23 protein-coding genes and 2 pseudogenes are annotated in these 22,754 nt (G+C 71.7%); 16 read left to right on the forward strand and 9 right to left on the reverse strand.

What is annotated here, in order from left to right; all coding sequences use genetic code 11:
• Positions 1–21 precede the first annotated feature (21 nt).
• The 3 genes from fabG to ACIP5M_RS25640 all read left to right on the forward strand — a co-directional run bounded on the left by fabG (position 22) and on the right by ACIP5M_RS25640 (position 2,158).
• A complete protein-coding gene (gene fabG / locus ACIP5M_RS25630; RefSeq protein ID WP_385179410.1) occupies positions 22–741 on the forward strand; it encodes a 3-oxoacyl-[acyl-carrier-protein] reductase in 720 nt (239 codons plus the stop codon).
• Between the two features lie 5 nt (positions 742–746).
• Positions 747–1,517, forward strand: coding sequence for an enoyl-ACP reductase FabI (gene fabI / locus ACIP5M_RS25635; RefSeq protein ID WP_401201097.1), 771 nt, complete (start codon positions 747–749; stop codon positions 1,515–1,517).
• Between the two features lie 209 nt (positions 1,518–1,726).
• Positions 1,727–2,158: a hypothetical protein gene (locus ACIP5M_RS25640; protein ID WP_401201100.1), complete on the forward strand. Its 432-nt coding sequence runs from the start codon at positions 1,727–1,729 to the stop codon at positions 2,156–2,158.
• A 7-nt stretch (positions 2,159–2,165) separates the two neighbouring features.
• Here ACIP5M_RS25640 and ACIP5M_RS25645 read toward each other — a convergent pair whose 3' ends face one another.
• A complete protein-coding gene (locus tag ACIP5M_RS25645) occupies positions 2,166–2,843 on the reverse strand; it encodes a FadR/GntR family transcriptional regulator (RefSeq protein ID WP_401201103.1) in 678 nt (225 codons plus the stop codon).
• 66 nt (positions 2,844–2,909) lie between these two features.
• Between ACIP5M_RS25645 and ACIP5M_RS25650 the strand changes: the two genes are divergently transcribed.
• From ACIP5M_RS25650 to ACIP5M_RS25665, 4 genes are all read left to right on the forward strand, one after another.
• Entirely contained in the window at positions 2,910–4,214 is a 1,305-nt protein-coding gene (locus ACIP5M_RS25650) for a CynX/NimT family MFS transporter (RefSeq protein WP_401201106.1), read from the forward strand.
• Between the two features lie 5 nt (positions 4,215–4,219).
• On the forward strand, positions 4,220–4,339 hold the full coding sequence (locus ACIP5M_RS25655) for an SGM_5486 family transporter-associated protein (RefSeq protein ID WP_401201108.1): 120 nt from the start codon (positions 4,220–4,222) through the stop codon (positions 4,337–4,339).
• A 158-nt stretch (positions 4,340–4,497) separates the two neighbouring features.
• Positions 4,498–4,728 carry a hypothetical protein gene (locus ACIP5M_RS25660; RefSeq protein ID WP_401201111.1) on the forward strand — a complete coding sequence of 77 codons (231 nt, stop codon included), beginning with the start codon at positions 4,498–4,500 and terminating at the stop codon, positions 4,726–4,728.
• Positions 4,729–4,819: 91 nt separating this feature from the next.
• Complete coding sequence (locus ACIP5M_RS25665) at positions 4,820–5,341, forward strand: SixA phosphatase family protein (RefSeq protein WP_401201113.1); 522 nt, start codon at positions 4,820–4,822, stop codon at positions 5,339–5,341.
• A gap of 49 nt (positions 5,342–5,390) precedes the next feature.
• On the opposite strand, the gene serB is transcribed toward ACIP5M_RS25665, so the two are convergent.
• Positions 5,391–6,590, reverse strand: coding sequence for a phosphoserine phosphatase SerB (gene serB / locus ACIP5M_RS25670; RefSeq protein ID WP_401201116.1), 1,200 nt, complete (start codon positions 6,588–6,590; stop codon positions 5,391–5,393).
• Between the two features lie 494 nt (positions 6,591–7,084).
• On the opposite strand from serB, the gene ACIP5M_RS25675 reads away from it, so the two are divergent.
• Positions 7,085–9,604 (forward strand): FHA domain-containing protein, encoded by a 2,520-nt coding sequence (locus ACIP5M_RS25675; protein WP_401201174.1) that lies wholly within the window; start codon positions 7,085–7,087, stop codon positions 9,602–9,604.
• A 109-nt stretch (positions 9,605–9,713) separates the two neighbouring features.
• Here ACIP5M_RS25675 and ACIP5M_RS25680 read toward each other — a convergent pair whose 3' ends face one another.
• The 3 genes and pseudogenes from ACIP5M_RS25680 to ACIP5M_RS25690 form a co-directional block, all read right to left on the reverse strand.
• A complete protein-coding gene (locus tag ACIP5M_RS25680) occupies positions 9,714–10,376 on the reverse strand; it encodes a transglycosylase SLT domain-containing protein (protein ID WP_401201119.1) in 663 nt (220 codons plus the stop codon).
• 282 nt (positions 10,377–10,658) lie between these two features.
• Positions 10,659–11,742: pseudogene (locus ACIP5M_RS25685) on the reverse strand (S-adenosylmethionine:tRNA ribosyltransferase-isomerase).
• Positions 11,743–12,017: 275 nt separating this feature from the next.
• A pseudogene (locus ACIP5M_RS25690) lies at positions 12,018–12,494 on the reverse strand (SDR family NAD(P)-dependent oxidoreductase); the annotation flags it as partial.
• Between the two features lie 184 nt (positions 12,495–12,678).
• Between ACIP5M_RS25690 and ACIP5M_RS25695 the strand changes: the two are divergent.
• From ACIP5M_RS25695 to ACIP5M_RS25705, 3 genes are all read left to right on the forward strand, one after another.
• The gene (locus ACIP5M_RS25695) at positions 12,679–13,824 is read left to right on the forward strand and encodes a GAF domain-containing sensor histidine kinase (protein ID WP_401201176.1); all 1,146 of its coding nucleotides are present in this window, start codon (positions 12,679–12,681) and stop codon (positions 13,822–13,824) included.
• Positions 13,817–14,470 (forward strand): response regulator, encoded by a 654-nt coding sequence (locus ACIP5M_RS25700; RefSeq protein WP_401201121.1) that lies wholly within the window; start codon positions 13,817–13,819, stop codon positions 14,468–14,470. Before ACIP5M_RS25695 ends, ACIP5M_RS25700 begins: the two co-directional genes overlap by 8 nt.
• A 138-nt stretch (positions 14,471–14,608) precedes the next feature.
• Positions 14,609–14,854: a chaplin gene (locus tag ACIP5M_RS25705; RefSeq protein ID WP_401201179.1), complete on the forward strand. Its 246-nt coding sequence runs from the start codon at positions 14,609–14,611 to the stop codon at positions 14,852–14,854.
• Positions 14,855–15,220: 366 nt separating this feature from the next.
• On the opposite strand, the gene ACIP5M_RS25710 is transcribed toward ACIP5M_RS25705, so the two are convergent.
• Positions 15,221–15,997, reverse strand: a complete 777-nt coding sequence (locus ACIP5M_RS25710; protein WP_401201123.1) for a hypothetical protein — start codon at positions 15,995–15,997, stop codon at positions 15,221–15,223.
• A gap of 135 nt (positions 15,998–16,132) precedes the next feature.
• On the opposite strand from ACIP5M_RS25710, the gene ACIP5M_RS25715 reads away from it, so the two are divergent.
• From ACIP5M_RS25715 to ACIP5M_RS25730, 4 genes are all read left to right on the forward strand, one after another.
• Complete coding sequence (locus ACIP5M_RS25715) at positions 16,133–16,933, forward strand: ABC transporter ATP-binding protein (RefSeq protein ID WP_401201125.1); 801 nt, start codon at positions 16,133–16,135, stop codon at positions 16,931–16,933.
• 77 nt (positions 16,934–17,010) lie between these two features.
• Positions 17,011–17,439, forward strand: coding sequence for an NfeD family protein (locus tag ACIP5M_RS25720; RefSeq protein ID WP_401201127.1), 429 nt, complete (start codon positions 17,011–17,013; stop codon positions 17,437–17,439).
• A gap of 84 nt (positions 17,440–17,523) precedes the next feature.
• A complete protein-coding gene (locus ACIP5M_RS25725) occupies positions 17,524–18,516 on the forward strand; it encodes an SPFH domain-containing protein (protein ID WP_401201130.1) in 993 nt (330 codons plus the stop codon).
• Positions 18,517–18,612: 96 nt separating this feature from the next.
• On the forward strand, positions 18,613–19,383 hold the full coding sequence (locus ACIP5M_RS25730) for a sulfite exporter TauE/SafE family protein (protein WP_401201181.1): 771 nt from the start codon (positions 18,613–18,615) through the stop codon (positions 19,381–19,383).
• Positions 19,384–19,455: 72 nt separating this feature from the next.
• Here the strand turns inward: ACIP5M_RS25730 and ACIP5M_RS25735 are convergent, their stop codons facing one another.
• From ACIP5M_RS25735 to ACIP5M_RS25745, 3 genes are all read right to left on the reverse strand, one after another.
• Positions 19,456–19,959 (reverse strand): HNH endonuclease, encoded by a 504-nt coding sequence (locus ACIP5M_RS25735; protein WP_215011623.1) that lies wholly within the window; start codon positions 19,957–19,959, stop codon positions 19,456–19,458.
• 148 nt (positions 19,960–20,107) lie between these two features.
• Positions 20,108–20,644: a YbhB/YbcL family Raf kinase inhibitor-like protein gene (locus ACIP5M_RS25740; protein WP_401201133.1), complete on the reverse strand. Its 537-nt coding sequence runs from the start codon at positions 20,642–20,644 to the stop codon at positions 20,108–20,110.
• 221 nt (positions 20,645–20,865) lie between these two features.
• Positions 20,866–21,648, reverse strand: a complete 783-nt coding sequence (locus tag ACIP5M_RS25745) for a sporulation protein (RefSeq protein WP_401201136.1) — start codon at positions 21,646–21,648, stop codon at positions 20,866–20,868.
• Between the two features lie 97 nt (positions 21,649–21,745).
• On the opposite strand from ACIP5M_RS25745, the gene ACIP5M_RS25750 reads away from it, so the two are divergent.
• Entirely contained in the window at positions 21,746–22,387 is a 642-nt protein-coding gene (locus ACIP5M_RS25750; protein WP_401201139.1) for a DNA-3-methyladenine glycosylase, read from the forward strand.
• Positions 22,388–22,754: the final 367 nt, after the last annotated feature.

Here is a 22,754-nt window from a genome sequence, read left to right on the forward strand (position 1 = left end):
CGCTAGCGAAAGGGTGATCCGTTGAGCCGCTCGGTTCTCGTCACCGGAGGTAACCGGGGCATCGGCCTCGCCATCGCCCGAGCCTTCGCGGAGGCCGGCGACAAGGTCGCGATCACGTACCGGTCGGGTGAGCCGCCCGCGGAGCTCACCGCGCTCGGCGTCCTGGCGGTCCGCTGCGACATCACGGACTCCGAGCAGGTGGAGCAGGCCTACAAGCAGATCGAGGACGCGCACGGCGCGGTCGAGGTGCTGGTGGCCAACGCCGGCATCACCAAGGACACGCTGCTGATGCGCATGTCCGAGGAGGACTTCGCCTCCGTCGTCGACACCAACCTCACCGGCACCTTCCGGGTGGTCAAGCGCGCGAACCGCGGCATGCTCCGCGCCAAGAAGGGCCGCGTCGTCCTGATCTCCTCGGTCGTCGGCCTGCTGGGCTCGGCGGGCCAGGCCAACTACGCCGCCTCCAAGGCCGCGCTGGTCGGCTTCGCCCGCTCCCTCGCCCGCGAACTGGGCTCCCGCAACATCACCTTCAACGTGGTCGCCCCCGGTTTCGTGGACACCGACATGACGAAGGTGCTCACGGACGAGCAGCGCGCCGGCATCGTGGGCCAGGTGCCGCTCGGCCGTTACGCGCAGCCCGAGGAGATCGCGGCAGCCGTGAGCTTCCTGGCGTCCGACGACGCCGCGTACATCACCGGAGCCGTCATTCCCGTTGACGGCGGATTGGGCATGGGTCACTGATCACCATGAGCGGAATTCTCGACGGCAAGCGCATCCTCATCACGGGGGTGCTGATGGAGTCGTCCATCGCCTTCCACGCCGCCAAGCTGGCCCAGGAGCAGGGCGCCGAGGTCATCCTCACCGCGTGGCCGCGGCCGACGCTGACCGAGCGCATCGCCAAGAAGCTGCCCAAGCCGGTCAAGGTGATCGAGCTCGACGTCACCAACGACGAGCACCTGGCCCGCCTGGAGGGCCTCGTCCGCGACGAGCTCGGCGGCCTCGACGGCGTCGTCCACTCGATCGGCTTCGCCCCGCAGGACGCCCTCGGCGGCAACTTCCTGAACACCCCGTTCGAGTCGGTGGCCACGGCCATGCACGTCTCGGCGTTCTCGCTGAAGTCGCTGACCATGGCCTGCAAGCCGCTGTTCCCGGCGGAGGGCGCGGCCGTCGTCGGCCTCACCTTCGACGCGCAGTACGCCTGGCCGCAGTACGACTGGATGGGCCCGGCCAAGGCCGCGCTGGAGGCCACCAGCCGCTACCTCGCCCGCGACCTGGGCAAGGAGAACATCCGCTGCAACCTGGTCTCGGCCGGTCCGATCGGATCCATGGCCGCGAAGTCCATCCCGGGCTTCGGTGAGCTGGCCGACGTCTGGAACTCCCGCTCCATGCTGGAGTGGGACATGAGTGACCCGGAGCCGGCGGGCAAGGGCGTCGTCGCCCTGCTGTCGGACTGGTTCCCGATGACCACCGGCGAGATCGTGCACGTGGACGGCGGTCTGCACGCCATGGGTGCCTGAGCCCCCTCGCGTCCGTACGGCGGCGGCCGCGCTTCCCTCCGGGGAGGCGCGGCCGCCGCCGTTTTCGCGCCTCCGGGGGGAACCGCGGCGCCGGGTTCGATCAGATGTTCACCGGCCGACCGGATCTTCCCGAGTCGAAAAGCGGGACAGATGCCTGCAAACTGGCCGAGCCGGGATCTTCCCGGCTCCTGCGGGGAGGAGGTACGGGAGTGCGCGCCAGGCCGAACCGAGTGGTATCGCTGCTGGTCACCTCGGTGATCCTGACAGGACTCATGGTTCCGGGCGCGGCCGCGCAGCCCGAGGGCGGCGAGCCCGCCACCGGCCCCGAGGCGGGTGCCCCGGCCGTCGTCGACCTCGCCGAGATCCCCGTCGAGCCCCCCGTACAGCCCGCGCGGCCCGCCCCGCGGGAGCTCTTCGGGGCGGACTGCGACATCGAGATCAACGGCTCGCAGGTGACGGCGTACTGTCACAACGGCTACCCGGAGACCGACCTCGTACGGCTGCACGTCGAGTGCGACCGCTGGTGGGACCTGGACGGCGACGGCGCCGCCGTGGCGGTCGGCCCGGCCGGGCGCACCGCGCTGACCAGCCGCTGCTGGAAGGAGGTCCGCTCCGCCTGGGTCAGCCACCAGCGCCCCTGAGCGGTTCTCAGGCGCTGTCCCGGCCGAGGCAGGCGAACGGATAGCCGGCCGCCTCCGAGGAGGCCGCGTCCCCGTCCCCGCGCCGGATGGCCTCGATCAACCGGGCGTGGTCCAGATGGGCGGCCGGATCCAGTTCCGTGCCGACATCGGAGCGCAGCCAGTCCGCCACCAGATCGCCGAGGTCCGCGTACAGCTCGATCAGCACGTCGTTGTGCGAGGCCGTCACCACGGCCATGTGCAGGCTCACGTCCGCCGCCACGAACAGCTCCGCGTCCCCGCTCGCCCACGCCTCCTCACGCCGCGCCAGCAGCGCGTCCAGCTGTACGAGGTCCCGCTCGGTGCGCCGTTCCGCCGCGAGGCGGGCCGCCGAGGACTCCAGCGTCGAGCGCAGCTCCGCGATGTGCCGGGGCTCGGCCCCCGCGAAGCGGCGGTGCATCACCCCGGCCAGCTCGCTGGTGGCGATGACGTACGTGCCCGAGCCCTGGCGGATGTCCAGCAGGCCGTTGTGCGCGAGGGCCCGTACGGCCTCGCGCACGGTGTTGCGGGCGACGCCGAGCAGCTCCACCAGTTCCGGCTCGGTGGGGATGCGGGCGCCGACCGGCCACTCGCCGGAGGTGATCTGGTTCCGCAGCTGGGCGATCACCTGGTCGACGAGCGCGGAGCGCCGGGGCGAGGTCAGCGGCATGTGCTTCCTGGTTCCTCTCAAGGGCTGACTGGACAACCAATCATCCCATGATTCTATGATGGTTGAATGCACGACGAAGAGATCCGGACCCTCAACCGGCCCGCCGCGTCCCACAAGGCCCTCCGGCAGGCCCCCGAACAGGCCCCGACCACCCCCGCCCACCAGTCGGGTGCTCCAGGCTGGCTCGGCCCCCTGCTCATCGCCGGCATCGTGCTCGCCGCCCTCAACCTGCGGCCCGCCATCACCAGCCTCGGCGCCCTCTTCGAGGAGACCCGCACGGGCCTCGGCATGAGCGGCACCGTCGCCGGGCTGATCACCTCCGTCCCCGCCCTCTGCTTCGCCGTCTTCGGCGTCACGGCACCCCGGCTCTCCCGCCGCTTCGGCCCCACCGCCGTCGTCTGCGCCGGCATGGCCGCCGTCGCCACGGGCCTGCTGATCCGCCCCTTCGCGGCGGGCCCCGCCGGCTTCCTGGCCGCCAGCGCGCTCTCGCTCGCCGGCATAGCCCTGACCAACGTGCTGCTCCCGGTGATCGTCAAGCGCTACTTCCCGGACCGCGTCGGCACCATGACCGGCCTGTACTCCATGGCGCTGGCCGCCGGCACCTCGCTCGCCGCCGCCGCCACCGTCCCGCTGGCCGACGCCATCGGCGGCAGCTGGCGCACCGGCCTGCTGGTCTGGGCCGTCCTCGCGCTGCTCGCCGTACTGCCCTGGCTGCCCATCGCCGCCGCGAGCCGCCGCGAGAAGGCCGCCGCGCCCGCCGCCGTACGGGAGGCCGCCGGCCCGTCCGTCGTCCGCAGCCGCACCGCCTGGGTCCTGGCCTGCTACTTCGGCCTCCAGGCCACCGGCGCCTACATCACCATGGGCTGGCTCCCGCAGATCTTCCGCGACGCCGGGGTCTCCGCCTCCGCGGCCGGGGTGCTGCTCGCCGTCACCATGGTCATGGGCGTCCCGCTCGCCTTCGTCATCCCCGGCCTCGCCGGCCGGATGCGGCACCAGGGCCCCATCGCCGCCGCCCTCGGCCTCTTCGGCCTCGCCGGCTACCTCGGGCTCTACCTCGCGCCCGCCGCCGGCGCCTGGGCCTGGGCCCTCATGCTCGGCGTCTCCAACTGCGCCTTCCCGCTCGTCATCACCCTCATCGGACTGCGCGCCAAGTCCCCGGCCGGCGTCGTCAAGCTCTCCGCCTTCGCCCAGAGCACCGGCTACCTCATCTCCATCCCCGGCCCCCTCCTGATCGGCGCCCTCTACCAGCACAGCGGCGGCTGGGACCTGCCGCTGGCCCTGATGGCTGGGCTGCTCGTCCCGCAGATCGGCCTCGGCATCATGGCCGGCCGGGACCGCACGATCGAGGACGAATGCGGCATGCGAGACTGACCGGCATGTCGCCCGTACTTGAACCGAACCCCCAGAACGGCCACAAGAAGCTCGGCCTCGTGCTCGGAGCGATGCTCCTCGTGAGCGTGGTCATCGCCGTGATCGCGACGATCGCCTCCCCGTGACGCAGCCGCCCCCGGGAGGGCTTGGTAGGGCTACCCCCACCAGCCCCTAGGGGGCCAGGCTCAGGGTGAACTGGGGTGCGCCCCCGATGGGAGCCGGCTCCTCGGATCCATAGATTCGAGACAGCGAGCCAGCCCACCCGCAACCCACGGAGGCGACCATGTCGGCCACCACGCATCCCCGGTCCCTCCCGTCCCGCCACGACGCCGGCGCCGCCGCCCCGGCGGGCGTCGCCGACACCCGTCTGCGCTGGTGGGCCCTGGCCCTCCCCGCCCTGGCCTTCGGCCTCCTGCTGCTGCTCCTCGCCGGTCCGGGCGAGGCCCACGCGGCGACCGGCGAAGCCTCCGGACTGCTCCAGGTCACGCAGCAGTTCCTGCGCGCCATCGGCTGAGAGCCCGCGCACGCCGGGGCGCGTCACACCGGCGGGTGCGGCCTCTCAACACCCTGCGCCCCGTGGCTCGTTTCATGCGAAGCTGGGAGCCATGAGCGCCGACACACCCCGCAGGATCGCCCTCCTCCGGCACGCCAAGGCCGACTGGCCTCAGGTGTCCGACCACGACCGCCCGCTGGCGGAACGCGGCCGCAATGACGCACCGGCCGTCGGTCTGAAGCTCGCCGAAACCGGCATCGCCTTCGACCTGGCCCTCTGCTCCACCGCCGCCCGCACCCGCGAGACATGGAAGCTGGCCGTCCAGGCGCTGCCGCACCGGCCGAAGACCTCGTACGAGGAGCGGCTCTACGACGCCTCGCTGGGCGAGCTCATCGCCCTGCTGAACGAGACCTCCGACGAGGTCGACAACCTCCTCGTCATCGGCCACAACCCCGGCATGCACGCCTTGGCCGACGCCCTGGCCGGGCGCGCCGAGGGAGACACCCTCGCACGGATGACCCGTACCGGATTCCCGACCGCGGCCCTCGCCGTCGTCTCCTTCACCGGCTCGTGGAAGTCCCTGGAGCACGGCGTGGGCACGCTGCTCGACTTCTGGACCCCCAAGGAGCACTGACCGCAGGAGGGCCCCGGCAGCCGGGGCCCTCCCTCGTCGTACGGACGGATCAGGCGAGGTCGGCGGCCTCGATCTCCTCGCGGGTGATCCCGAGCAGGTACAGCACCGCGTCCAGGAACGGCACGTTCACCGCCGTGTGGGCGGCCTCGCGGACCACCGGCTTGGCGTTGAAGGCCACGCCCAGGCCGGCCGCGTTCAGCATGTCCAGGTCGTTGGCACCGTCGCCGATGGCCACCGTCTGGGACAGCGGTACGTCGGCCTCCGCGGCGAAACGGCGCAGCAGCCGTGCCTTGCCCGCCCGGTCCACGATCTCCCCGGTGACCCGGCCGGTCAGCTTCCCGTCGACGATCTCCAGGGTGTTGGCGGAGGCGAAGTCCAGCCCCAGCCGCTCGCGGAGGTCGTCCGTGACCTGGGTGAAACCGCCGGAGACCACACCCACCTGGTAGCCGAGCCGCTTGAGCGTACGGATCAAGGTCCGGGCGCCCGGCGTCAGCTGCACCTCGGTGCGCACCTTGTCCACGACGGAGGCGTCCAGCCCGGCCAGCAGCGCCACGCGGGCGTGCAGCGACTGCTCGAAGTCCAGCTCGCCGCGCATGGCGCGCTCGGTGACCTCGGCGACCTCGGCCTCGCAGCCGGCGTGCGCGGCGAACAGCTCGATGACCTCGTCCTGGATCAGGGTCGAGTCCACGTCCATCACGACGAGCCGCTGGGCCCGGCGGTGCAGTCCGGCCGAGACCACGGCCACGTCGACGCCGATGTGCGAGGCGGCGGTGGCCAGCGCGGTGCGCAGCGGCTCGGTCTCCACACCGGAGACGGCGAATTCCACCGCCGTCACCGGATACTTCGCCAGCCGGAAGATGCGGTCGATGTTGCCGCCGGTCGCGGTGATCCGGGCGGCGATGGCGGCCGTGGACTCGGCGGTGAGGGGGTGCCCGAGCACGGTGACGTGGGAGCGGCCACTCCCGCGCGGCCGGTTGTCACCGGTACCGGAGAGGATCTCCGCCTGCAGCTTCAGGGACTCGGCCCAGCTGTGGACGGTGGCCCGCAGCTCGCCTTCGGAGCCGGCGGTGGGCTTGGTGACGAGGGCGCACAGGACGATGCGGCCACGGGTGACGACCTGCTCGATGTCGACGACGTCGACGGAGTAGGCGGCGAGGGTGTCGAACAGCCCGGCGGTGATCCCGGGACGGTCCTTGCCGAAGATCTTGACGAGGAGGGTGGGGACGTCGGAGGTCTGCGATGCGCTCATGGTGCTCTCACCGTATCTTCCCCACCCCCCGACCAGGACCCCCGTCCCATGTGTCGAACGCCCCTCCACCGGCGGCCCCGCCTCCGCACCCCTGTGCGTCTGCGGCGCCGCTGCCGGCGTTGCGGCCCCGCCGGCGTTCGAGGCGCGGGGTCTGGGGCGGAGCCCCTGGGGGCACCTCCCAGCGGTAGCCGGGGGAGGAACGGTGGAAGGGCGGGTAGGGGACCGGCCCCGCGCAGCGGCAACAACGGCGTGCGGCCCGAAACAACGGCGTGCGGCCCGAGCCGGCCGGACGAGAAGTCCCGTATCTCACCCTCCGGGTGGCTTTCGACCCCGCCAACAGGCCGTCGCAGACGCCTCCGCAAGGCCCGGATTCCACATACGGCTGTGGGCCTGAAATAGTTCCCCCGGATGTTCGCCATCCCTAGACTCCCTGACGTCATGGGGGATTCTCGGGGGACTTAAGTGGGGCTGGAGTGCCGGAACTCGTACTGGAATTGAACGGAAGGACCTGGACGCTCGATCCGTCCAGGTCGTACTCGCTGGGGCGCGACCCCCAGGGAGATGTGGTGATCGATGACGCCCGGGTGTCGTGGCGACACGCCACCATCAGCTGGAACGGCCGTGGTTGGGGCATCGAAGACCACGGCAGCACCAACGGCACCTACGTGCACGGCGCTCGGGTCCAGCAGGCCGAACTCGTGCCCGGCACGCCGGTCCACCTGGGCAACGCCACCGACGGCCCGCGGCTGAACCCCGTCGCCGCCGCGGCGCCCCAGCCGGCCGTGGCCCAGCAGGCCCCGGCCCAGGCCTACGCGCAGCCGCAGCACCCGCAGGCGGCGGCCCCGGCCTACCAGGCCCCGCAGCAGCAGGCCTGGGAACAGCAGCAGCACCACCCGCAGCAGCAGCACGCGCAGCAGCCGCAGCCGCACCTCCCGCACCAGCAGGGCGGCGGCCCCGCCGCCTCCCGCCCGGCGCAGGGAGCCGCCCCCGGCTACGGAGGCGACCGCAGCCCGACGACGTTCCACCAGCTCTCGCTGGGCCACGTCATGCGGATCGGCCGTGCGCTGGAGAACGAGCTGGTCGTCTCCGACCTCCAAGTCTCCCGCCACCACGCCGAGTTCCGCTCGATGCCCGGCGGCCGCTTCGAGATCCACGACCTCGGCAGCCACAACGGCACCTACGTCAACGGCCAGCCGCTGGCCAAGTCCGGCACCGCGCTGCTCGGCCCGAACGACATCGTCGGCGTCGGCCACTCGACGTTCCGCATCGTCGGCGACCGCCTCGAGGAGTTCGTCGACACCGGCGAGGTCTCCTTCTCGGCCCGCCACCTCACCGTCACCGTCGACGGCGGCAAGCAGATCCTCAAGGACGTCACCTTCGGCGTCCCGGAGAAGTCGCTGATCGGCGTGATCGGCCCGTCCGGCTCCGGAAAGTCGACCCTCCTCAAGGCGCTGACCGGCTACCGGCCTGCCAACCAGGGCGACGTCCTGTACGACAACCGCAACCTGTACAAGCAGTTCGCGGAGCTCCGCCAGCGCATCGGCCTGGTCCCGCAGGACGACATCCTGCACAAGGAGCTGAAGGTCAGCACCGCGCTCAAGTACGCGGCCAAGCTCCGCTTCCCCGGCGACACCGCCGAGTCCGAGCGAGCCGCCCGCATCGACGAGGTGCTGCGCGAGCTCAAGCTCGACATCCACAAGGACAAGAAGATCACCTCGCTCTCGGGTGGTCAGCGCAAGCGCGTGTCCGTGGCCCTGGAGCTGCTCACCAAGCCGTCCCTGATCTTCCTGGACGAGCCCACCTCCGGCCTCGACCCGGGCATGGACCGCGACGTCATGCAGCTGCTGCGCGGCCTCGCCGACGACGGCCGTACGGTCCTCGTCGTCACCCACTCCGTCGCCGAGCTGTCCCTGTGCGACAAGCTGCTGGTCATGGCCCCGGGCGGCTCGGTCGCGTACTTCGGTCCGCCGGACGAGGCGCTGAACTTCTTCGGCTACACCACCTGGGCGGACGTCTTCTCGGCCTTCGAGAACTACCGCGACTACGACTGGGCCGGCCGCTGGAAGGGCTCCCAGCACTACCAGCTGTACGCCGCCGACCTCGACTCGGTCGCCCCGCAGGCCGTCGCCGTGCCGTCGCAGCAGATGATGCCGCCGAAGGCGCAGGGCTGGGGCTCGCAGCTGTGGACGCTGATCCGCCGCTACGTCTCGGTGATCGCCTCGGACGTGGGCTTCCTGGCCCTGATGGTGCTGCTGCCCGCCGTCCTGGGCGTGGTCTCCACGGTGATCCCCGCGAAGTTCGGCCTCGCCCCGCCGGTCGCGCCGTCCCGCTTCAACGGCGACGCCGGCACGATCATGCTGATCCTCGCGGTCGGCATGTGCTTCTCCGGCGCCGCCAACTCGGTCCGTGAGCTGATCAAGGAACGGGTGATCTACGAGCGCGAACGCGCGACCGGCCTGTACCGGTCCGCGTACCTCATGTCGAAGGTGATCGTCCTCGGCGTCATCACGGCCATCCAGGGCGTGATCATCTGCGCCATCGGCTTCTTCCCCCGGGACCTGCCGACCGAGGGCCTGATCATGCCGCCGGCCGTCGAGATCTGCCTGTCGGTCATCGCGCTCGGCTTCACCTCGATGATGTTCGGCCTGGTGATCTCCTCGCTGGTGAAGACCGCCGAGAAGACCATGCCGCTGCTGGTCATGTTCGCGATCGTCCAGGTCGTGTTCACCGGCATCCTCTTCCAGGTCTACGACTCCCCGGGCCTGGAGCAGTTCGCCTGGCTGATGCCGTCCCGCTGGGCCATCGCCGCGGCCGGCACCACGCTGAACCTCGGCAAGCTCATGCCGCCGTGGGACGCCGAGAACCCGACCAACACCGACCCGCTCTGGGACGCCACGGTCGGCCAGTGGAGCCTGAACATCACCATCCTGCTGCTCCTCGGCATCGCCTGCGGCTTCGCGGTCCAGCGCCTGCTGCGCCGCCACGAGCCCGAGGTCATGCGGGCCGGCAAGTAACACCCCGTACGGTCACCCGTACGTACGCGCACGCGAAACGCCTCAGGGCGGCACCCGGAGTACCGGGGGCCGCCCTGAGGCGCGTGGGGGGACGGAAAGGTCCGCGCGCTTAGTAGGCGCTGTTGACGTTGTCCATCGAGCCGTAGCGGTCGGCCGCGTAGTTGCAGGCGGCGACGATGTTCGCGACCGGGTCGTACTGGTCGAACTTGGTGCCCTTGACGTGGTACGCCTTGAAGGTCGGGTAGATGACCTGGAGCAGACCCTTGCTGGGGATGCCGTTCTGGGCGTTGATGTCCCAGTTGTTGATCGCCATCGGGTTGCCGCTGGACTCGCGCATGATGTTGCGGTGGATGCCGGCGTAGGTGCCCGGGATGCCCTCGCGCTTCATGATGAAGAGCGCTTCCTTGATCCAGCCGTCGAGGTTGTTCGCGAAGACGGGGGTGCGGGCGGCGGAACGGCTCGCGGCCTCCTTGGCCTCGCGGCTCTTCTTCGCGGCGGCCTCGGCCTCGGCCTTGGCCTTGGCGGCGTCCTTCGCGGCCTTGTCGGCGACGACCTGCTGCACGGAGAGGTGCTGCTGCACGGCCTTCGTCTGCGCGCCGTCGACGACCTTGGTCCAGGCGACGGGGGCGACGGCGACGGTCTCGGCCTCGGCGGCGTCGGCCGGGACGAGGGAGAAGGCGAGCGCGGCGGCGCTGAACGTCGCGACACCGGCGATGGACAGCTTGTGTGCCTTCGTCAGACGACTGTGACCGGGAGTGCTGGAAGCAGACATGGCGGGGCAACCTCTTCGAATAGCGGGGGCCGCAGGAAAGCGCCGCCAAGATCCGGGGATCAGCGGCGCTGTGCGGCGAGAGCAATTCTTAGCGGCGGCAAAAAGTTGTGGCAAAGGTGTGACGTACGATCCGGCTTAGTGGATCAGGGAAGGGCGCCGAGGCCGGATTTCCGGCCTCGGCGCTAGGCGGAACCGCGCTGACAGGACCTTTACCCGTCCACTAAGCTCCTTCGTAAGTGACGTGGGTCCTATGTGCGGGCTCACATCGGGCGCGTAACAGTTTCACCGTCCGTTGCGCCTGCAATGCGTTGAGTAACGGTTCTCATCCTTGAGTAGCAGATGGACGTCCCCGAACTCGTGCCAAAGGCAGAGCCGGGCCACCGCCTCCGCGTACCCGAGCCGCAGTGCAGCCCGCCCCGCGACCGCCTCCAGCATCAGCAGATGGGACGCCTCCGGCTCGTGCAGGCCGGTCAGCAGCCCGTCCACGACCCGTACCCCTCGCTCGGGCGTCACCACCAGGTCCGTCCAGCCGCCGGCCGCCCGCACCACCCCGGTCCCGTCCGCGGCCGACTCCAGCGCCCGCACCGCCGTCGTCCCCACCGCGATCACCCTGCCGCCCGCCGACCTCGCGGCGTTCACCAGCCACGCCGTCGTCGCGGGCACCTCGTACCGCTCGGGATACGGCGGCTCGTGCGCCTCCTGCGAGGCCACCCCCGTATGCAGGGTCACCGGGGCGAACTGCACCCCCCGGCTCACCAGCCGCGCCACCAGCTCCGCGGTGAAGGGCCGCCCGGCGCTCGGCATCTCCGCCGAGCCCGCCCCGTCGGCGGCCGGCACCGCGAACACCGTCTGGTAGGCCGACAGCGGCTGGTCCCGCTCCGTGTACGCGTACCGGATCGGCCGGCCGTGCGCCCGGAGCAGCGCCGGTACGCCCGCCGCCTCCAGCGGCGGCGAGGGCCGCGCCCACCACAGCCGGTCCGTCCCCGCGGACAGCGGCTCCTCCAGTACGAGACCCTGCCCGCCCGGCAGCCCTACGAGGGCCCCCGCGGGCCCGCCGGCCCGTGGCCGGGTCCGTCCCCCGCCCGGCCGGGTCCCGCAGCTCCACCGCCCAGCGCCCGTCGTCCCCGCGGGTCGAGAAGTGCACGACCACGTCCTCCCGGCCCAGCCGGGCGTCCACGGCCGCCGCCAGCGTCGCCGAGGTGTTGACCACCAGGACGTCCCCCGCGCGCAGCAGCTCCGGCAGCTCCCGGAAGGCGTGCAGCGACACCTCCTCGGCGCCCCGCGACACCAGCAGCCGCACGGAGTCCCGCCCCCGCCCCGGCCCGCGCTGCTCGGCGGGCACCCGGGCCACAAGATCCGGCGGAATGTCCGGTATATACAGTCCCCTCTCCGACAGCACAGGCCGCCCCGTCACCGCCCGCCCCCCATACCCGAACCCACGGCTTCACCCGCAGACCCCGCTGCCCCGGCCCCCGCTGCCCCGGCCCCCGCTGCTGCGGCCCCCGCGCCTGCGGGACCAGCCGCACCGGATCCCACACCCGCGCGTCCCGAGTCCCCGGCCCCCACCGCGCCGGCCCCCACCGCGCCGGCCCCCACCGCGCCGGCCCCCGCACCCGGCCCGCCGCCACCGGCCTCGCCGGTCCGGCCCGCCGCCAGGCGCTCGGCCGTGTACCGGCCGCTCGGCAGCCGTTCCGCCACCAGCCGCAGCAGCGCCGGGGCCACCTCCTCCGGCGCCGGCAGCCCCGCGAGGTCCTCCCCGGGTTCGGCCGCCGCCATCACCACATTCACCTCGAACGCCTCGCGCAGCCCTGCCAGGTCGTGGACCGCCAGCGGCACCAGCGGCTCCGCCCCCAGCACCCCCGCGTTGTTCACCAGCAGGTCCAGCCCGCCCAGCTCCCGCGCCGCCGCCACCAGCGCCGCCCGGTGCGCCCCCGAGGACACGTCCCCCGCCACCGCCACGACCCGGCCCCCCGCGGCCCCGGCCAGCCCCGCCGCCACCTCCTCCAGCGCCGGCGCGCCCCGCGCACTCAGCACCAGGTCCCAGCCGCGCGCCGCCAGCTCCCCGGCCAGGGCCCGCCCCAGCCCCCGCGAGGCCCCCGTCACCAAAGCCACCGACATGACCGCACCCCTTTTGTCTTCTCGTCTTCCGTCCCCGCGGGACCCGATGCCCCCACGCTAGGAACCCGACCCCACCGCCGCGTCGGCCGCGAGCCCCACCCCCGCAGGTCCCTTGGACCTACGCCCACGGCCCGATCCCGCAGGTCAGAGCCGCGGGTACGGTGAGGTCATGACCGGTAGCCCCATGTACGGCGCACCCCGCAGCGGCCTGGCCGCCGTGAGCACCGCCCTGCTCGCCATGAGCCGCCGCCTGGAGGTTCGCGACGTCCTCCGCACGATCGTCGTGTCGGCCCGCGAGCTCCTGGACGCCGAGTACGCGGCCCTGGGCGTCCCGGACGACCACGGCGGCTTCGCCCAGTTCGTCGTGGACGGCGTGAGCGCGGAGCAGTGGCGAGCCATCGGCCCCCTGCCCCGCCAGCACGGCATCCTCGCCGCGATGCTCCACCAGGACGGCCCGCAGCGGCTGGCCGACGTACGACAGGACCCGCGCTTCGAGGGCTGGCCGTCCGCCCACCCGGAGATGTCCGACTTCCTCGGCCTGCCCGTACGGGACGGAGAGGAGATCCTCGGCGCCCTCTTCCTCGCCAACAAGAGGAGCGCCCCCGGCAGCGGGCACGGCTTCACCGACGAGGACGAGGAACTCCTCTCCCTCCTCGCCCAGCACGCGGCCATCGCCCTCACCAACGCCCGCCTCTACGAGCGCAGCCGCGAGCTCACCATCGCCGAGGAGCGGTCCCGCCTCGCCCACGAGCTGCACGACGCCGTCAGCCAGAAGCTCTTCTCGCTCCGCCTCACCGCCCAGGCCGCCGCCGCCCTCGTGGACCGCGACCCGGCCCGCGCCAAGGGCGAGCTCCAGCAGGTGGCCGCCCTGGCCGCCGAGGCCGCCGACGAACTGCGCGCCGCCGTGACGGAACTCCGCCCGGCCGCCCTGGACGAGGACGGCCTGGTCGCCACCCTCCGGACACACGTCCACGTGCTCGACCGCGCGCACACCGCGCACGTCACCTTCACCTGTGACGGCGTACGGGCCCTCCCGGCGACCCAGGAGGAAGCCCTCCTGCGCGTGGCCCAGGAGGCCCTGCACAACGCCCTGCGCCACTCGGGCGCCGACCGCGTCGAGGTCACGCTGGCGCGGGCCGGGGGCGGGGGAGCGGTCCTCAGGGTCACCGACTCCGGCAAGGGCTTCGACCCCAGGTCGGTCCGCCGCGCGGGCCGGCACCTGGGCCTGGTGTCGATGCGGGACCGCGCGAGCGGGGTCGGCGGCCGGCTCACCGTGCACTCGGAGCCCGGCAAGGGCACCACGATCGAGATGGAGGTCCCCGGTGGCTGACGACGACGCCCGCCGCATCCGCGTCCTGCTGGTCGACGACCACCAGGTGGTCCGCCGGGGGCTGCGCACCTTCCTGGAGGTACAGGACGACATCGAGGTGGTCGGAGAGGCCTCCGACGGCGAGGAGGGCATCGCCCGCGCCGAAGAACTGGGGCCCGACGTGATCCTCATGGACGTCAAGATGCCGGGCACCGACGGCATCGAAGCCCTGCGCAGGCTGCGGGAACGGGCGAACCCGGCCCGGGTCCTGATCGTCACCAGCTTCACGGAACAGCGGACGGTCGTCCCCGCCCTGCGCGCCGGCGCGGCGGGATACGTCTACAAGGACATCGACCCCGACGCCCTGGCCGGAGCCATCCGCTCCGTCCACGCCGGCCACGTCCTCCTCCAGCCGGAGGTGGCCTCGACCCTGCTCGCGCAGGAGGAGCAGACCCCGTCGGCCGGCCGCGGCGGTTCGCTGACCGACCGGGAGCGCGAGGTCCTCGGCCTGATCGCGGACGGCCGCTCCAACCGGGAGATCGCCCGGGCCCTGGTCCTGTCGGAGAAGACGGTCAAGACCCACGTCTCGAACATCCTGATGAAGCTGGACCTCTCGGACCGGACGCAGGCGGCGTTGTGGGCGGTCAGGCACGGAATCACAGACTGAACGGAGCGTTTCCTTCCGACCTGGAATTCATACGGTCGGGTGTATGTCGCCCACATGGCGCATCCCGTTCGTCCGATGAGCGTTCTTGATGACGTGCCGCGGCGGCTGGTCGCGGCAGACGTACTGGAGGACGAGAACGTGAAGAACTTCAAGAAGGCCGCAGCCGTCACCATGATCGCGGGCGGCCTCGTGGCCGCCGGCGCCGGTGTCTCCTCGGCGCACGGCGGTGCGTCGGCGGAGGGCGAGGCCCTGAACTCGCCCGGCGTGGCCTCCGGGAACCTGATCCAGGCTCCCGTGCACGTCCCGGTCAACGCGGTCGGCAACGCCGTCACCGTGATCGGCCTGCTGAACGGAGCCTGGGGCAACACCGGCGTCAACGCCTGATCGCGCCCCTCGCACCGCTCCGGCCCCGCTTCCCCCCTCTCCCCGGGAAGCGGGGCCGTGCCGTACTCGTCACCCGCGGGACCGGCACCAAACCCAGTGCCGCCGACGTCATGCCGCGCGGACACAACCAGCGGGGGCACATCCAGCCTCGCCGGCGTTTGAGGCGCGGGGTCCGTGGCGGAGCCCCGGTCTTGAGGCCGCGCGGACGCAACCAGAGGGGGCACATCCAGCCCCGCCGGCGTTTGAGGCGCGGGGGTCTGGGGGCAGAGCCCCCAGGAACGGGCCCCGACCGGGGCATCGGCCCCGCCCGGCCGGGCCTGGGGCGGAGCCCCGGCAGTCGGGGCGGCCCACCGGGCCGGAGGAAGGTTACGCGCGCGCCTCAACGGCAGAGTTGTACGCGGCGACCAGCGCCCGCCGCGCCACCCGCTCCACCGGCCGCAACGCCTCCGCCCGCGCCGCCATCTCCGACGCCGCCACCGCCCCGCCGTGCCCGTTCTCGTACGCCAGCGACACCATCAGGCCCACACGCTGCGCCAGCGCCAGCACCCGCACCGCCCGCGGCGGATACCCCGGCGCCAGGGCCTCCCGCCCCGCCTCCGCCCGCGCCCGGTACGCGGACAGCGCCGCCTCCGCCGCCGGACCCGACCCCGCCACGTCCAGCCGGGTCAGCACCACCGTCGCCTCCCGCAGCGCCTCTGCCAGCTCCCGCTCCGCCTCGCCGAGCGAGGGAACGTCCGCCGGCGGAGCCTCCCGTACCGGCAGGCAGTGCCAGGTCACCGACACGTGCACGTCCCCGGCCGGCCCCGCCTCGGAAACCTCCGGCACCAGCCCCACCGCCGCGCCCACCGCGACCACCGCCTCCTCGGCCTCCAGCGCCCGCGCGTTGAACTCCGGCGGCCCGCTCAGCCCCAGCGGGTGCCCCGGCGCCGGCAGCGCCACCCGCAGCCCGGTCACCCCCAGCGCCCGCAGCCGCCCCAGCGCCAGCGTGAGCCCCACCGGACCCGGCTCCCCGGGCAGCCCCTCCACCCGGTGCACGGCGTCCTCGCCCACGATCGACAACACGGCCTCGTCGGGCGAGACCAGACCGGCCAGCAGCGCGTTCCCCCAGGCGGCCAGCCGCCCTGAACGTGGTTCGAAAAGCATCCTCCAACTCTACGGACCCGAGCCGTGACCCGGCCCCGGCCCCGGACCGCTCCCCGAGTGGCGTAGGTTTTCCTCTGGGGCCGCGTCCACAGGCGCGCACAGAGAACCGTGACTGCAAGGGGTGACAACACGCTCATGAGCGATGTTCTGGAGCTGGTGGACGTATCCGTGGTCCGCGAGGGCCGGGCTCTGGTGGACCAGGTCTCCTGGTCGGTGAAGGAGGGGGAGCGCTGGGTGATCCTCGGCCCCAACGGCGCCGGCAAGACCACGCTGCTGAACCTCGCCTCCAGCTACCTCTTCCCCACCAAGGGCGACGCCACCATCCTCGGCAGCACCCTGGGCAAGCCCGGCAGCGACGTCTTCGAGCTGCGCCCGCGCATCGGCGTCGCCGGCATCGCGCTGGCCGACAAGCTGCCCAAGCGGCAGACCGTCCTGCAGACCGTGCTCACCGCCGCCTACGGCATGACCGCGACCTGGCAGGAGGAGTACGAGGACGTCGACGAGCAGCGCGCCCGGGCGTTCCTCGACCGCCTCGGAATGTCCGACTACCTCGACCGCAAGTTCGGCACCCTCTCCGAGGGCGAGCGCAAGCGCACCCTGATCGCCCGCGCCCTGATGACCGACCCCGAGCTGCTGCTCCTCGACGAGCCCGCCGCCGGCCTGGACCTCGGCGGCCGCGAGGACCTCGTACGCCGCCTCGGCCGCCTGGCCCGCGACCCGCTCGCCCCCTCCATGGTCATGGTCACGCACCACGTCGAGGAGATCGCCCCCGGCTTCACCCACGTCCTGATGATCCGCCAGGGCAAGGTGGTCACCTCGGGCCCCATCGAACTCGAACTGACCTCCCGCAACCTCTCGCTCTGCTTCGGCCTCCCGCTGGTCGTCGAGCGCAACGACCACGACCGCTGGACCGCCCAGGGCCTCCCGCTCCGCTAGGACCGGAACGGCAACGGCAACGCCAACTGGCGGTCGCACCCTGTCCCGACCGCGCCCACCCGACCTACCATGACCATGTGGACATCGACGCATGGGTGTGGTGGCTCATCGGCGCGGTCGGACTGGGCATCCCCCTCGTCCTGACCGCCATGCCGGAGTTCGGCATGTTCGCCATCGGCGCGGTGGCGGCCGCCGTCACGGCGGCCCTCGGCGGGGGAGTCGTCGCCCAGATCCTGGTCTTCGTGATCGTGTCGGTCGCGCTCATCGCCGTCGTCCGGCCGATCGCCAACCGGCACCGCGACCAGCGGCCCCAACACCGCAGCGGAATCGACGCGTTGCGCGGCAGAAGCGCCGTCGTCCTCGAACGCGTCGACAGCAGCGGCGGCCGCATCAAGCTCGCCGGCGAGATCTGGTCCGCACGCACCCTCGACGCGCACAGCAGCTTCGAGCCCGGCCAGTCCGTCGACGTCGTGGAGATCGACGGGGCCACCGCCGTCGTCATGTGACAAGCAGCCTGCTCGCGGGCCCCCGGTCTGCGAGACTCCGTTCAACGGGGCAGCACAGACAGCCGGAAGGGCACGGGGAACCGCATGCAACCGATCATCATCGTCCTGATCATTCTGGTGGTTCTGGTCTTCATCGCACTGGTCAAGACGATCCAGGTGATCCCGCAGGCCAGCGCCGCCATCGTCGAGCGGTTCGGCCGCTACACCCGCACCCTCAACGCGGGCCTCAACATCGTCGTCCCGTTCATCGACTCGATCCGCAACCGGATCGACCTCCGCGAGCAGGTCGTCCCCTTCCCGCCGCAGCCGGTCATCACCCAGGACAACCTGGTCGTCAACATCGACACCGTCATCTACTACCAGGTGACCGACGCCCGCGCCGCGACGTACGAGGTGGCCAGCTACATCCAGGCCATCGAGCAGCTCACCGTCACCACGCTGCGCAACATCATCGGCGGCATGGACCTGGAACGGACCCTCACCTCCCGCGAGGAGATCAACGCCGCCCTGCGCGGCGTGCTCGACGAGGCCACCGGCAAGTGGGGCATCCGCGTCAACCGCGTCGAGCTCAAGGCCATCGAGCCGCCGACCTCCATCCAGGACTCGATGGAGAAGCAGATGCGCGCCGACCGCGACAAGCGCGCCGCGATCCTCCAGGCCGAGGGTGTCCGGCAGTCCGAGATCCTGCGCGCCGAGGGCGAGAAGCAGTCCTCCATCCTCCGCGCCGAAGGTGAGGCCAAGGCCGCCGCCCTGCGCGCCGAGGGCGAGGCCCAGGCCATCCGTACGGTGTTCGAGTCCATCCACGCCGGCGACGCCGACCAGAAGCTCCTCGCCTACCAGTACCTCCAGATGCTCCCGAAGATCGCCGAAGGCGACGCCAACAAGCTCTGGATCGTGCCCAGCGAGATCGGGGACGCGCTCAAGGGCCTCTCCGGCGCCATGGGCAACTTCGGCCCCCTCGGCGGCGGTTCGGGATTCAACCCGCAGAACCCCGGCAAGGACGGCGGCAACGGCGGCAACGCCAACGCCGCCGACAGGCCCGCCGCCGACCGCCGCGAACAGCCCCCCATCGACTGAACGGGACGTCCCCTCCGGCATGATCAGTGAGGCCCCTCGACCTTCATGGCGGGGAGGCGACTCACTCACGCAAAGGGGATGGCTCCGTCCATGTCCATGTCCATCTGGGAATCACTCGCCGTCTTCACGGCCGGCATCGGCGCAGGCACGATCAACACCATCGTCGGCTCCGGGACCCTGATCACCTTCCCGGTGCTGCTCGCCACCGGTCTTCCTCCGGTCACCGCCAACGTGTCCAACACCCTCGGCCTGGTGCCCGGTTCCATCAGCGGAGCCATCGGCTACCGCAAGGAGCTCCAGGGGCAGCGCGCCCGCATCCTGCGCCTCGGCGCCGTATCCCTCGCCGGCGGGCTCGCGGGCGCCGTCCTGCTCCTCACCCTGCCGTCCGACTCCTTCGACACGATCGTGCCGGTCCTCATCGGACTCGCCCTCGTGCTCGTCGTCCTCCAGCCGCGGCTCGCCGCCGCCCTGCGCAAGCGCCGGGAAGCCGCGGGCGGCGAGCCCGGCCACCCCGACGGCGGCCCGGTCCTGCTCTCCGGAATGCTGCTCTCCAGCGCGTACGGAGGCTACTTCGGCGCCGCCCAGGGCGTGCTCTACCTCGGCCTCATGGGGCTGCTGCTCCGCGAGGACCTCCAGCGCGTCAACGCCGTCAAGAACGTCATCGCGGCCATGGTGAACGGCATCGCCGCCGTCTTCTTCCTGTTCGTCGCCGACTTCGACTGGACGGCCGTCCTCCTCATCGCCGTCGGCTCCACCATCGGCGGCCAGATCGGCGCCAAGGTCGGCCGCCGCCTCCCGCCGACCGTCCTGCGCGCGGTCATCGTGACCGTCGGAATCATCGCGATCGTCCAGCTGCTGGTCCGCTGAACGACGTAGCGCAATCACGCACGCTACGTCGCCCCAGCGCGCCGGTGCACCAAGGGGTGGCCCGGGCACTCCTCAGGCGGAGCGCTCCAGCCACTCGGGCAGCGCCTCCCGCCCGGCCACCCCCAGCGCGAGCAGCATCGCGTCCGCCGGAGACGGAACGAAGGGCTTCCGGAGGAGCGGCATCCCCGCCTCCTCCGGAGTCCGCGCCGCCTTGCGGTGGTTGTCCTCGGCGCAGGAGGCCACCGTGTTCAGCCAGGTGTCCCCGCCCCCCTGGGCGCGGGGCAGCACGTGGTCCACGGTCGTCGCACGCTTCCCGCAGTACGCGCACCGGTGTTGGTCGCGGACCAGCACCCCCCTCCGCGACCAGGGAGCATGTCTTCGAAAGGGCACCCGGACATACCTGCAGAGTCTGATCACCCGCGGCATCGGAAGATCCATGGTGGCCGCGCGCACACGCAGATCGGGATGCGACTGTTCGACGACGGCCTTGTCCTGGAGCACCAGGACCACCGCCCGGTTCAAGGTCACCGTCGACAGCGGCTCGAAGCTCGCATTCAGCACCAGCGTGTCCCGCATCTCGCCCACCTCCCGTGTGCAGGCCCGCGACCACAGCGGCGGCAGGGCCCGCAACCACTCTGGCCGCGCGCGCCACGCGGGACAACGCAATAAAAATGCCCGGTCCAGGCCTTCTTTAGACCAGGACCGGGCAAACGCTCGGAGAAGATCAGTGCGCGGGCGCTTCGTACTCGCCGATGAGCTGAGCCCGCCCCAGCGTGTGGAAGCGGAGATTGAACCCGACCACGGCAGGCGACACGTCGTCACCGGGACCCAGCTTCTCCTGGTCCACCGCGTACACGGTGAAGACGTACCGGTGCCGCTCCCCGGCCGGCGGCGCGGCCCCGCCGAAGTCCTTGGTCCCGTAGTCGTTCCGTACGTGCACGGCCCCGGCGGGCAGCCCCTCGAACTTCCCGCCGCCCGCCCCGGCCGGCAGCTCGGTGACGGAGACCGGCAGATCGAAGAGCACCCAGTGCCAGAACCCGCTGCCCGTCGGAGCGTCCGGGTCGAAGCACGTCACCGCGAAGCTCTTCGTCCCCTCCGGAAAGCCCTCCCACCGCAGCTGCGGCGACCGGTTCCCGCCCGATTTGACCTGGTCGGGACCCAGATCGGCACCCGGCGCGAGGTCCGCGCTGGTCACGGTGAAGGTGTGCACCTCGGGGTGGAAATCGTGCGGAAGCGGCGCCCTGTTCTGCTGCTCGGCCACCACGGAACCTCCTGTCGCGTACGTGAACACTGATCACCCGGATCCTAGGGGGCGACGGCCCGTCAGACGGCGTCCCCGCACGCCGGGGAGACGAACGGTTCGCGGCCATCGGCGGCACCGGGAAAACGCCGTGGCGCGCACCGCACGCCCACGACGGGAACGGCAGAGGGGCCCGGGTCGCAACCGCTTGCGACCCGGGCCCCTCTGCGCCGCGCCGAGCGTCAGAACCAGTTGCGCTGCGAGCCCACCGAAGCGATCCACTGGTTCAGGTACGCCGCCCAGTCCGTGCCCTGGTAGGACTGCAGACCCACCTGGAAGCAGCGGTAGGTGTCACTGCCCTCGGTGAACAGCCCCGGCTTCTTGTCCATCTCCAGCACCACGTCCATCTCCCGGCCGTCCGAGACGAACGTGAGCTCGACCTGGTTCAGCCCCCGGTACTGCGACGGCGGCAGGAACTCGATCTCCTGGTAGAAGGGCAGCGTCTGCCGCGTCCCGCGGATGTGCCCGCGCTCCATGTCCGCACTGCGGAAGGTGAAGCCCAGCTGCCGGAAGGCGTCGAGGATCGCCTGCTGCGCCGGCACCGGGTGCACGTTGATCGGGTCGAGGTCACCCGCGTCGACCGCCCGCGCGATCTCCAGCTCGGTGCTGACCCCGATGTTCATCCCGTGCAGGTGCTGACCCTCGAAGTGGGTGATCGGCGTCTCCCACGGGATCTCCAGCCCGAACGGCACCACGTGCAGCGCGCCGGCCTGCACCTGGAAGGCCCCGCCGAGGCGCTGCTTGGTGAAGACCACGTCCTGCTTGTACTCCTGGTCGCCGCCCTCCACCTCCACCCGCGCCTGGAGCCCGACGGACAGCCCCTCGATCTGCTGCTCCACGGATCCGCCCTGGATCCGGACCTCGCCCTGGACGATGCCGCCCGGCACGACGTTCGGCTCGGTGATGATCGTGTCCACCGAAGCACCACCGGCACCCAGGCTCGCGAACAGCTTCCTGAACCCCATGCTCTGACTCCCCTTGAAGACTTGTGCGACTACCCCTTACCAACGCGGAACCTTAGGCCCCGGTTGCAGGTGCGCGCGTTCCACTACGCTCGACCGGATGAGCGCGCGCCCCGACCGTACGCCCCTGCCCCGGTCCTTCTTCGACCGCCCGGTCCTCACGGTGGCCCCGGACCTCCTCGGCCGCACCTTGGTCCGCCGCACCCCGGAGGGCCCCATCGAGCTGCGCATCACGGAGGTGGAGGCGTACGAGGGGGAGTCCGACCCGGGCTCCCACGCCTACCGGGGCCGCACGGCTCGGAACGCCTCCATGTTCGGTCCGCCCGGACACGCGTACGTCTACTTCATCTACGGCATGTGGTTCAGCCTCAACCTCGTGTGCGGCCCACCCGACCACGCGAGTGGTGTCCTCATCCGGGCGGGCGAGATCACGCTGGGCGCCGACCTGGCTGCCAAACGCCGACTTTCCGCCAGATACCCCCGAGAACTGGCCAAGGGTCCCGCCCGACTCGCCACGGCCCTGGACGTGGACCGCTCCCTCGACGGCGCCGACCTCTGTGCGGGCCCCGACTCCCCCCTGTCCCTCCTGACCGGCACCCCCACCCCGTCCGACCAGGTGAGCAGCGGCCCCCGCACGGGCGTCGGCGGCGCCGGCGCCGCCCACCCCTACCGCTTCTGGATCACGCACGACCCGACGGTGAGCCCCTACCGAGCCCACGCGCCACGCCGCCGCTCAACTTGACTCGGCCTTGCCGGACGCCTAACGTAGCCCGAGCCGCTTGAACGGGGCACTGCTATCAGCAGACCCCCGGAGCGGCCAACCCACTACCTACGACTTACCCCTGGCGGGGTCCTATTCGGCATGCCCGAATTCCCGGCCGGCGGCTCGATTATGAGCCGCAAGGAATAAGCGCTAATGTGGTGGAACGCCGAAAGGCAAAGGCCCCCAACGGCCACCGAATTCAAATCCGAACCGGAAACGGCGCGGAAATGATCTGGTAGAGTTGGGAACACAGAACGAAAGCCCGGAGGAAAGCCCGAGAGGGTGAGTACGAAGGAAGCGTCCGTTCCTTGAGAACTCAACAGCGTGCCAAAAATCAACGCCAGAA

Origin of the sequence: Streptomyces sp. NPDC088762, assembly GCF_044750905.1 — a bacterium.
Lineage (GTDB): Bacteria > Actinomycetota > Actinomycetes > Streptomycetales > Streptomycetaceae > Streptomyces.